The 10,675-nt window shown below is 42.5% G+C and carries 10 protein-coding genes and 2 pseudogenes; 7 read left to right on the forward strand and 5 right to left on the reverse strand.

Annotation, left to right across the window (positions count from 1 at the left end; translation table 11 throughout):
• Window positions 1-199 (forward strand): annotated as a pseudogene (locus C1E58_RS12285) (transposase); the annotation flags it as partial.
• Window positions 200-330: 131 nt separating this feature from the next.
• Here the strand turns inward: C1E58_RS12285 and aroB are convergent.
• From aroB to C1E58_RS00590, 4 genes are read right to left on the reverse strand one after another with little or no spacing between them, the layout of a single operon-like run.
• Complete coding sequence (gene aroB / locus C1E58_RS00575) at window positions 331-1,398, reverse strand: 3-dehydroquinate synthase (RefSeq protein WP_105209004.1); 1,068 nt, start codon at window positions 1,396-1,398, stop codon at window positions 331-333.
• Window positions 1,399-1,410: 12 nt separating this feature from the next.
• Entirely contained in the window at window positions 1,411-2,280 is an 870-nt protein-coding gene (locus C1E58_RS00580) for a shikimate dehydrogenase (RefSeq protein ID WP_105209005.1), read from the reverse strand.
• 42 nt (window positions 2,281-2,322) lie between these two features.
• Window positions 2,323-3,348, reverse strand: coding sequence for a 3-deoxy-7-phosphoheptulonate synthase (locus C1E58_RS00585; protein ID WP_105209006.1), 1,026 nt, complete (start codon window positions 3,346-3,348; stop codon window positions 2,323-2,325).
• Between the two features lie 9 nt (window positions 3,349-3,357).
• A complete protein-coding gene (locus C1E58_RS00590) occupies window positions 3,358-4,380 on the reverse strand; it encodes a 3-deoxy-7-phosphoheptulonate synthase (RefSeq protein ID WP_105209007.1) in 1,023 nt (340 codons plus the stop codon).
• A 229-nt stretch (window positions 4,381-4,609) separates the two neighbouring features.
• On the opposite strand from C1E58_RS00590, the gene aroA reads away from it, so the two are divergent.
• From aroA to rlmD, 5 genes are all read left to right on the forward strand, one after another.
• Window positions 4,610-5,890, forward strand: a complete 1,281-nt coding sequence (gene aroA, locus C1E58_RS00595) for a 3-phosphoshikimate 1-carboxyvinyltransferase (RefSeq protein ID WP_105209008.1) — start codon at window positions 4,610-4,612, stop codon at window positions 5,888-5,890.
• An 8-nt stretch (window positions 5,891-5,898) separates the two neighbouring features.
• Window positions 5,899-6,390 carry a shikimate kinase gene (locus C1E58_RS00600; protein ID WP_105209009.1) on the forward strand — a complete coding sequence of 164 codons (492 nt, stop codon included), beginning with the start codon at window positions 5,899-5,901 and terminating at the stop codon, window positions 6,388-6,390.
• On the forward strand, window positions 6,381-7,208 hold the full coding sequence (gene pheA, locus C1E58_RS00605; protein ID WP_105209010.1) for a prephenate dehydratase: 828 nt from the start codon (window positions 6,381-6,383) through the stop codon (window positions 7,206-7,208). Before C1E58_RS00600 ends, pheA begins: the two co-directional genes overlap by 10 nt.
• Before the next feature lie 15 nt (window positions 7,209-7,223).
• Window positions 7,224-8,546 (forward strand): LCP family protein, encoded by a 1,323-nt coding sequence (locus tag C1E58_RS00610; protein WP_105209011.1) that lies wholly within the window; start codon window positions 7,224-7,226, stop codon window positions 8,544-8,546.
• 65 nt (window positions 8,547-8,611) lie between these two features.
• A complete protein-coding gene (gene rlmD, locus C1E58_RS00615) occupies window positions 8,612-9,967 on the forward strand; it encodes a 23S rRNA (uracil(1939)-C(5))-methyltransferase RlmD (RefSeq protein WP_105209012.1) in 1,356 nt (451 codons plus the stop codon).
• Window positions 9,968-10,348: 381 nt separating this feature from the next.
• Here the strand turns inward: rlmD and C1E58_RS12290 are convergent, their stop codons facing one another.
• Window positions 10,349-10,555, reverse strand: a complete 207-nt coding sequence (locus C1E58_RS12290; protein ID WP_105209013.1) for a FanG protein — start codon at window positions 10,553-10,555, stop codon at window positions 10,349-10,351.
• 28 nt (window positions 10,556-10,583) lie between these two features.
• Between C1E58_RS12290 and C1E58_RS00630 the strand changes: the two are divergent.
• A pseudogene (locus tag C1E58_RS00630) lies at window positions 10,584-10,675 on the forward strand (cadmium transporter); the annotation flags it as partial.

Consider the following 10,675-nt stretch of genomic DNA (forward strand, 5'->3'; position numbering starts at 1 on the left):
TTAGTCAAAGAGGAATTGACAAGTAAAGAGGGAGCCCGCATTTATGCCAAACGCAAGGTGGATGTCGAACCTGTATTTGGTAGGATGAAGGGTGTTTTTGGCGTGCGCAGAGTTCATGTCAGAGGTCAAAAAGTGGTTGAAACCGAGATAGGCTTCCTCCTAATGAGTATGAATCTCACGAAATTGGCTAAGAAATTAGTCCAAGATAATAGAGATAAAAAGAAAAACACAGACAGTTCGGCTGGATTTCATCAAAATCAGCTCAATCTGTCTGTGTATTTTTTAGTTATTGGCTAGTTATTGGCTAGTTTTTGCCCAGCCTCCTTTTTCTTATAGTTGTAGAAATTTCAGCATTTCTTCCATTGCGATTTGATGGATGGCTGCTTGGCCTAATTGTGGTACGATGACAAGTTTGATGTTCTTGCCTCGTGCTTTTTTATCTCGTGTCAAGGCGGCGAACAATTCATCAATATTCCATGGTTGATGAGCAGTTGGCAAGCCGAATTTTTCACACATGGCGATAATCTTTTCTGTCATACCAGAAGGCATGAGTTTTTTTCTTTCGGAAGCGCGTGCTATCTGAACCATACCGATGGCAACAGCTTCACCGTGCATGACCTGGCCGTAGCCAGCGGTTGCTTCGATAGCATGTCCAATGGTGTGACCGAAATTTAGGTAGAGTCTGACACCGTTGTCCAATTCATCCTCGACAACGACCTTGCGTTTAACTTCGCAGGAGTGGTAGATGATATAGTCAGCATGCTCCAAAATGCTCTCGACAGATCCATCTAGTTGGTCTAGGGTTTCCCAGAGCTCCACATCATCTATTAAGCCATATTTGACAACCTCGCCCATTCCTTCAATCAATTCTCGTTTGCCGAGTGTTTTTAGGGTATCAGGGTCGATGAGTACGCCGTCTGGCTGGCAGAAAGTGCCCACCATATTTTTGGCAAATGGTGTGTTCACGCCAGTTTTTCCCCCGATAGAAGAATCGACTTGGGCAGTTAAGCTGGTTGGGATTTGTAGGAAATGGATACCACGCATATAGGTAGAAGCGACAAAACCTGCCAAATCGCCAACGACTCCCCCGCCGAGAGCAATGATTCCGTCACTGCGTGTCATGCCATTTTTTACGAGAAATTCGTAGGCCTGGTTGACGGTGTCAAGATTTTTTGATGCTTCACCTTCTGGAAATGCAAAGATTATGGTTTCAAAGCCAGCAGTTTCCAGACTTGTTTGAACGGTGGCAGCATAAAGCGAACCAACATGATCATCTGTGATAATGGCGATTTTCTGAGGTTTCCAAAGTTCTTTGACCCAGGCACCTGTCTGTGCTAAACTTCCTCTTTGAATGAGGATGTCGTAGGGATTGTGGGGAAGATTGACGGTCAGTTTCATCAGATTTCCTCTCTATTTGATGTCGTATTTTTGGACTAATTGGTCCCAAATCAAGTCAGTTGGCATTTCCTTACCAGTCCAGGCTTGGAAGGCTTCGGCTGCTTGGAAGAGAAGCATGCCCAAGCCGTTAATAGTAGGCTTGCCTTGTAACTTAGCAAGCTTCATTAAAGGTGTTTCAAATGGTTGGTATATGATGTCCGCAACCAAGAGCTTTTCTGGGAATTCTAGGCTGGCAGGGATAGGTAAAGAAACTCCGTCCATACCGACACTGGTGCCGTTGACAAGCAGGTCCGATTGAGTAATGTCTTCGTGCATCAACTGGCTATCATCGTTGGCTAGGACCCTCATGGGAACTCCAGTAGCTTCTACAATCGGCGCAATGCTTGCCTGTGTTCTTTCCAAGCTTTGTTGCCGACAGAAAATGGTGATTTCTTTGGCACCGTCCAGTGCAGCCTGAGCTATGATAGCAGTAGAAGCACCACCTCCACCAAGAATGGTTAGGCGTTTCTTGTCTACTTGAAATCCTTTTAGCTTTTCCAAGCTTTTGAAAAATCCAATACCGTCAGTATTGTGCCCAATTAGCTTTCCATCCTGATGAATAACGGTATTGACAGCACCAATCAAGCGAGCAGAGTCAGTCAGGCTATCGAGATACGGGATGACAGCCTGCTTATAGGGCATAGAAAGATTGATACCAAACATATCATATCGTTTGATATTTTCAAGCGTAACGGCCAAGTCTTCTTCTGGAATTTCCCAAGCAACATATACTCCATTTACACCTGTATCTTGAAAAGCCAGATTATGAATAAAGGGGGAAATAGAGTGTTTGATTGGCTTGGCTACAACAGCAGCTAAGCGAGTATATCCATCAATAGTCACAGGTCTCCTCCATTTTTCATCTGATTTTTTTAATAGTTGAGTTTATAAGGTCTGGTAGATTTCACGGATAAGGGCTTCCGTTTTGTCCCAGCCCAAGCAAGGGTCGGTAATGGATTTGCCAAACACCTCAGGGCTATCTTGACGGCCGTCTTCCAAGTAGGATTCAATCATGAAACCACGGACATATTTGCGAATGGATTCATTCCAATCCCGATTGATGAGGGTCTGACGGACGATACGGATTTGTTCTAAATAATTTTTACCAGAATTGTCGTGGTTGGTATCAATGACAATAAATGGATTTTGAAGGCAAAACTGTTCATACTGTTTGATGGTTTTCAAGAGAATATCGTAGTAGTAGTTTGGCTCATAGCTTCCTTGTTCGGTATTGGCACCACGAAGGATAGCATGGGCAAGCGGGTTTCCGTCTGTATCAACTTCGGCATCGCGGTAGATAAAATTTTGCTTGTTTTGTGCTGCGTAGATACCATTGAACATAACAGTCAAGTTGCCAGAAGTTGGGTTTTTCATACCTGTTGGCATGTCAATGCCTGAGGCAACAAAGCGGTGTTCTTGGTCTTCAACCGAACGAGCTCCGATAGCATGGTAGGAAACCAAATCTTCTACTAATGGATAGTTGGCAGAGTAGAGCATTTCATCAGCGGTCGTTAGTCCAGTTTCCGTAATGACACGGTAGTGCAGGTTACGAACGGCAGCGATACCGTTAATCAGGTCGGGCAATTTAGAAGTGTCTGGCTGGTGAACTAGTCCTTTATAGCCCTCACCATTGGTACGTGGTTTAGCTGTATAAACCCGCATGACCATGAAAATTTTATCCTTGACTTCCTCTTGAAGTTTGGAGAGACGACGCGCGTACTCCAAAACGGCCTCTTCATTGTCAGATGAGCAAGGTCCGATTACCAAAAGCAGACGGTCATCTTCGCCCCGGATAATTCTTTTCAGTTCTTCATCACGCTGATTTTTTGCAGCCAGAAAATCTCCTTCGAGCTTTGAAAGCTCTTTTACTTTATCAATGTCTAAACTGGTGCTACGTTTGTGAATTCCCATAGTATTTTCCTATCTCTTGTAAATTTCTCGGATGAGTTCTTGTGTTTTTTCCCAGCCAAGGCAAGGGTCTGTGATGGATTTGCCGTAAATATCTGGATTGTCTTGGCGACCGTCTTCGATGTAGGATTCAATCATAAATCCACGAACATAGTTGCGAATAGATTCATTCCAATCACGGTTAATCAAGGTTTGACGAACGATACGGATTTGTTCCATGTAGTTTTTACCTGAGTTATCATGGTTGGTATCAATGATGATAAATGGATTTTTCAAGCCAAACTGGTCATAGATTTCAATAGTTTCCAAGAGATTGTCGTAGTAGTAGTTTGGTAAATATTTACCGTTTTCATCGACTGCGCCACGAAGAATAACGTGGGCAAGTGGGTTGCCAGATGTTTCAACTTCCGTATTATTGAAGAGGAATGATTGTTTCTTCTGAGCGGCAAAGATACCATTAAACATGACTTTGAGGTTACCAGAAGTAGGGTTTTTCAAGCCTGTTGGAACATCAATACCAGAAGCTACAAAGCGGTGTTGTTGGTTTTCGACGGAACGAGCACCAACGGCAATGTAAGAAACCAAATCGTCAACCAATGGCAGATTTTCTGGATAAAGCATTTCGTCAGCTGTTGTCAAACCAGTTTCGGTAATGACGCGGTAGTGCAAATTACGAACAGCCTTGATACCGTTGATCAGACTTGGTGCGGCATCTGTATCAGGTTGGTGCATAAGGCCCTTGTAGCCATCGCCATTTGTACGAGGCTTGGCAGTGTAGACCCGCATAACCATGAAAATTTTATCTTTGACTTCCTCTTGAAGTTTTGCCAGGCGATGAGCGTAGTCCAAAACTGCCTCTTCATTGTCAGAAGAACATGGGCCGATAACCAAGAGAAGACGGTCATCCTCACCTTTTAGAATGGCTTCTAATTCACGGTCACGGGCTTGTTTTTTGGCAAGAGTTTCGGGAGATAATTTAGAATGCTCTCGCACTTGATTGATGTCGATTTTTTCACTGATTGGTGTAAACAATATAGAAGTCCTCTTTCGATTAGTATATTTCTTAATTATAGCATGATTTTTAGGAATTTTAAACTTAAATTAAGGTACATTTGATAAAATCGCAGTGAACTCCGAAAATTCATTCATAAATCTTTTATGGGTTTTCTCTATATATTTATTTTAGATAGAAATTGCCAAAAAAATCTGAAAATATTCAGTAAATATGATAGAATAGGTCTAACACTATTTCGAGGTAGGGGTTATGAAATTAAGGACAAATATAGAAAAATTACAAGGTAGTATTCGAGTTCCGGGGGATAAATCAATCAGCCACCGGTCGATTATTTTTGGTTCTCTGGCAAAAGGTGTCACAAGAGTACATGATATCTTGCGTGGAGAGGACGTCTTATCCACCATGCAGGTCTTTCGTGATTTGGGTGTAAAAATTGAAGATAATGGTGACATTGTAGAAGTACATGGTGTTGGTTTTGAAGGTCTTCAAGCTCCAAAAAATCACTTGGATATGGGCAACTCAGGGACATCTATCCGCTTGATTTCGGGCGTGTTAGCTGGTCAGGACTTCGAGGCGACCATGTTTGGTGATGATTCCCTGTCTAAACGTCCTATGGATCGTGTGACTATTCCTCTTAGCCAAATGGGTGTGGAGATTTCTGGTCAGACAGAACGTGATTTGCCACCATTGACTATCAAAGGAACCAAGAATTTACAAGCAATCCACTACCAACTCCCTGTAGCATCGGCCCAAGTCAAGTCTGCTCTGCTATTTGCAGCCTTACAAGCCGAAGGTGAAAGTCTTATCGTCGAGAAAGAGTTGACCCGTAACCACACGGAAGATATGATCGTTCAGTTTGGCGGTGAGCTGACTGTCAATGGCAAAGAAATCCGTATCCAAGGTGGTCAAGAATTTACGGCCCAAGAGATTACGGTGCCGGGTGATATTTCCAGTGCTGCCTTTTGGCTGGTAGCTGGCTTGGTAGTACCAGGTTCAAAAATCGTCCTTGAGAATGTCGGTATCAATGAAACCCGTACAGGCATTCTTGACGTCATTAAAGCTATGGGTGGTCAGATGACTTTGTCAGATATTGATGAACTCGCTAAATCTGCCACTATTACGGTGGAAACTTCTGACTTGAAGGCTACGGAGATTGCTGGCGACCTCATTCCTCGTTTGATTGATGAGTTGCCAATTATTGCGCTTTTAGCCACACAGGCAAATGGGACAACTGTCATCCGAGATGCTGAGGAGTTAAAAGTCAAGGAAACAGACCGTATCCAAGTGGTGGCCGATGCCCTTAATAGCATGGGAGCTAAGATTGAGCCGACAGATGATGGTATGATTATTCATGGTCCGACTGCCTTGCATGGTGCGACTGTCAACACCTTCGGTGACCACCGTATAGGTATGATGACGGCCATTGCAGCCCTTTTGGCCCAGGATGGAGAAGTTGAGTTAGAGAGAGCGGAGGCTATCAATACTAGCTATCCAGTCTTCTTTGACCACCTAAATAGTTTGATAGACTAGGAGAAGAGATGCCAATCGTTTTACTTGGATTTATGGGAGTTGGAAAATCAACCACAGCACGTTTGTTGGACCTCCCTGTTTACGATATGGACCAAATTATTGAAGAACGGATTGGCATGACCATCGCTGATTATTTCAAGTTCGAAGGAGAAGCTGCTTTTCGTAAAGTTGAAACGGAAGTCTTGAAAGAATTATTGGCTTTGCCTGCTGACTGTCTGGTATCGACTGGTGGTGGTGTGGTCAAATCTGAGTTCAATCGACAGCTGCTATTAGAAAATAAGGCTAATAATGTTCTTTTGACTGCTTCATTTGAAGTTGCCTATGAGCGAATTAGCCAGGATCGTCAATCAAAGCGTCCCCTTTTCTTGCAGAATAGCAAGGAAGAATTTGAAACTATCTATCAAGAACGCATGTCCCTTTATCAAGGATTGGCGGCTACCATTATCAATACAGACCACCTAACTCCAGAACAAGTAGCAAGGAAAATTTTATGCAAGTAGCTTACTTAGGACCTCGTGGTTCTTTTACCCACCAAGTTGCCCAACAGGCCTTTCCAAGCGCTGATTTGCAGGCTTTTGGGACCATTACAGAAGTGATTAAGGCTTATGAAACAGGGCAGGTTGTCTATTCTGTTATTCCAGTTGAAAACTCTATTGAGGGTAGTGTCCACGAAACTATTGATTATCTTTTTCATCAGGCGGAAATCCATGCAGTTGCAGAAATTGTTCAGCCTATTGCCCAACAACTTTTGGCGAGCAGTGCGGATAAGACGATTGAGGTTATCTATTCTCACCCACAGGCTATTGCACAGGGTAAGAAATATATTCTGGAGCATTTTCCTACTGCTCGGATTGAGGTGACAGCTAGTACAGCCTATGCAGCTCGGTATGTGGCTGAGCATCCAGACCAGCCTTATGCGGCTATAGCACCACAAGCAGCAGCAGAGGAATATGGTCTAATGGTAATTGGGCAAGATATTCAAGAGATGAGTGAAAATTTTACACGCTTTTGGATTTTAGGGACAGAAGCACCGATTTTGGCCTTACAGGAGGGGACTAAAAAAGCCAGCCTTGCCCTGACCCTGCCCGATAATTTGCCAGGTGCTCTATATAAAGCCATGTCTGTCTTTTCATGGCGAGGGATTAGCTTGACAAAAATTGAAAGTCGTCCTTTAAAAACAGCCTTGGGAGAATATTTTTTCATTTTAGACCTTGAAAATCAATCGGAGGACCTATTGTCTTATTCCCTTGAAGAATTGACGAGCTTGGGAATATCATGTAAAATACTAGGTAATTATCAAGTATATGTTGCCAGTTAGGATGAAGATGAACGTATGAGGAAAAACAAAGGAATCTTAACCCACCATGAAGAGTTGAGGTTAGATTATTTACATAAAAATATCCATTATCTAAATGACAAGGAACGGCAGGAGTTGGATTATCTTCTCTATAAGAAAGAACTCCGTATTCGCCATGGTCAGCCAAAGAAGACTGCTGTTGAAACTCCTAGACATATCATTGAAGATATGGAAGAAGATGGGTTTCAAGAAGAAATCGAGCAGGAAGACGAGCTTCTACCTATCTACCCTGAGTCTAGGTCGAGAAGAAGCAGGAAGACAAAGCAAACTAGTTCACGGGTAGAAGTAGTCGACTATATCCCCAAAATGCCAAAGAAGCCGAAACAGAGGAAAAAATGGGGAGTAAAGCGGATTTTCAGGGCCCTAGCCTTAGTCCTTCTATTATTTGTTTTTGCTTTGGGCTTTAGTTTCTTTAAGGGCTTGAATAGTGTGAGCGAGAAGCCTACTGCTGAGGTATTTAATGGAGTCAGCTCTGCCAACGGCACCAATATTCTGATATTGGGGACAGACGGTCGTGCTGGTGAAAGTTCAGATGAAACGCGAACAGATACCATTATGGTCTTAAATATTAACAATAGTGACAATAAGGTGAAACTGGTTAGCTTTATGCGGGATACCTTGGTCGACATTGAGGGGTATGAGTATAAATTGAATACGGCCTATACCCTTGGAGAACAAGATAATCAGCAGGGAGCAGAGGAAGTTCGTAAGGCCTTGAAAAACAATTTTGGTATTGATATTGACTACTATGCCCTGGTTGATTTTGCAACATTTGCATCGACTATTGACACGCTCTTTCCAGAGGGTGTGACCATTGATGCACAATTTTCAACCATTGATGGTGAGACAGTTAGCTCGGTGGAAGCGCCAAATGACTTGCAGCTGGAGGAAAATGCTCCTGCTTATCAAACCATTCAGGTCGGTCTCCAGAAGATGGATGGAAAAACCTTGCTCAACTATGCTCGCTACAGGTCAGATGATGAGGGAGATTTTGGTCGTACCAAGCGCCAACAACAAGTCTTGTCGGCTGTCATGACCCAGGCTAAAAATCCTATGAAGCTCTTTTCAGGGGCTGAAGCACTTGGTAAAGTAGTGGCGATGACCCCAACAACAGTTCCCCAGGCCTTCATGCTCTTCCATGGACCGGGAGTTGTAATGGATGCAGCTAATGGCATCGAACGCATCACCATTCCTGAAAATGGGGATTGGATTGACGATTATGATATGTATGGTGGCATGGCCCTGCGAGTTGATTTTGAAAAGTACCAACAGCGCTTAACTGATTTGGGCTTACGATAAAAAATGTGATATACTAGAGAGTGACTTCGGTCACTTTTTTAGTGTCCAAAATAGAAAGTAGTACTATGTTAAAGAAAAATGATGTTGTTGAAGCAGAAATTGTAGACCTAACTCATGAGGGGCAGGGGGTTGCCAAGTTGGATGGTTTTGTCTTTTTTGTGGACAATGCACTGCCAGGTGAGAAAGTGTCTATGCGTGTTCTGAAGCTTAAGAAAAATATTGGTTTTGGTAAGGTGGAAGAATGGCAGAGCTACTCACCAGACCGTAACCAAGACCTAGACTTAACCTATCTAAGAACGGGTATTGCAGACTTGGGGCATTTGAACTACCCAGCCCAGCTTAAATTTAAGAAAAAGCAAGTTGAAAATAGTCTACGCAAGATTGCGGGCATTTCAGAAATAGAAGTAGAAAATACTCTTGGTATGGACAGCCCTCTTGCCTATCGTAATAAGGCAGCGGTTCCTGTTCGCCGGGTCAATGGCGAGTTGGAAACTGGGTTTTTCCGTAAGAATTCGCATGATTTGGTTCCAATTGAAGATTTTTATATCCAGCATAAGGAAATCGATGCCTTGATTCTTGCGACTCGTGACCTATTGAGAAAGTTAGATTTGAAGCCTTACGATGAGAAAGAACAGACAGGACTGATCCGCAATATCGTCGTTCGTCGTGGTCATTATTCGGGTCAGTTGATGTTGATTTTGGTCACAACTAGACCAAAGATTTTCCGTGTTGAAACCCTTATTGAGCGTTTGACAAGCCAGTTTCCAAATCTGGTTTCTATCATCCAGAATATCAATGACCAGAATACCAATGCGATTTTTGGACAAGAATTCCGTCTTTTGCATGGCAGTGAAACCATTGTCGACACCATGCTGGGGAATGAATTTGAGATTTCTGCACCGTCTTTCTATCAAGTTAATACAGAAATGGCCGAAAAACTCTATCAGACAGCTATCGATTTTGCTGATTTTTCAGCAGATGATGTTGTGATTGATGCATATTCTGGTATTGGAACCATTGGACTGTCTTTTGCTAAACAGGTCAAGCATGTCTACGGTGTGGAAGTGGTGGAAAAAGCTGTTCTTGACAGCCAAAAGAATGCTAGTCGAAATGGGATTGACAATGTGACTTATGTCTGCGATAGTGCGGAGTCTGCTATGCAAAAATGGGTATCAGATGGCATTAAGCCAACGGTAATTTTCGTTGACCCGCCTCGCAAGGGTTTAACGGAGAGTTTTATCAAGACAAGTAGCTCTGTACAACCAGAGAAAATCGTCTATATTTCCTGCAATGTAGCAACCATGGCGCGTGATATTAAGCTTTATGAGGAATTGGGGTATAAACTGATGAAGGTACGGCCGGTGGATTTGTTCCCAAATACGCATCACGTCGAGGTAGTTGGTCTGCTGGTGAAAGCCTAGAAACCTTTGAACGAAAGCATTATTAAAGGCCTTGGAGACAAGGCTTTTTACGTTTGGGCGGGGTAGTATCAGTGTAACTACCTCAGTTGAGGTAGTTGAGATGTTGGGGGATTTTAGAGGATTTTATTTCCGTAGACACAAGGTGGGGACATGGGGAAAGTAGTATGAGGGAATAGATGTCCCCCCCTCTTAAATCATCGCTATAGTCGACTGAAATCGGAATAAGGAAATTGATACAAATTAACGATTAAAAACCCTTGAAATCGCTTGGCTTCAAGGGTTTTTCGTATATGCTGAAACAAATTACTTAAAGAATTAGATTTTACTGCATATCGGTAGGATGGAGATCTTGATTGAATCTTTATAATCGTTTGGATTGTTTCAAATCGTTAAATAATTGTTATTCAAAGTTATCAAATCTCTACCTTTTACTCTACCATTTTTAGATAAATATATCATCTGGATAATGAAGTTAAGCCCTGCTATCATTTCGATGGCAGGGCTTTTTAATATTTGGTACACTAACTTCTTATCTATATTTTGGTGGATTTTATGTTGACATCTACAAAGTTTAATGTTAAAATTCATTCAAAAGTATATTTGAATGAGGTGTTTTATGATTCAAAATGTTGTTACTTCAATAATCCTGTATTCTGGGACAGCCGTAGACTTACTTATTATCCTAATGTTATTTTTTGCCAAAAGAAA

The sequence above is a fragment of the Streptococcus suis genome, assembly GCF_002964575.1.
GTDB lineage: Bacteria > Bacillota > Bacilli > Lactobacillales > Streptococcaceae > Streptococcus > Streptococcus suis_R.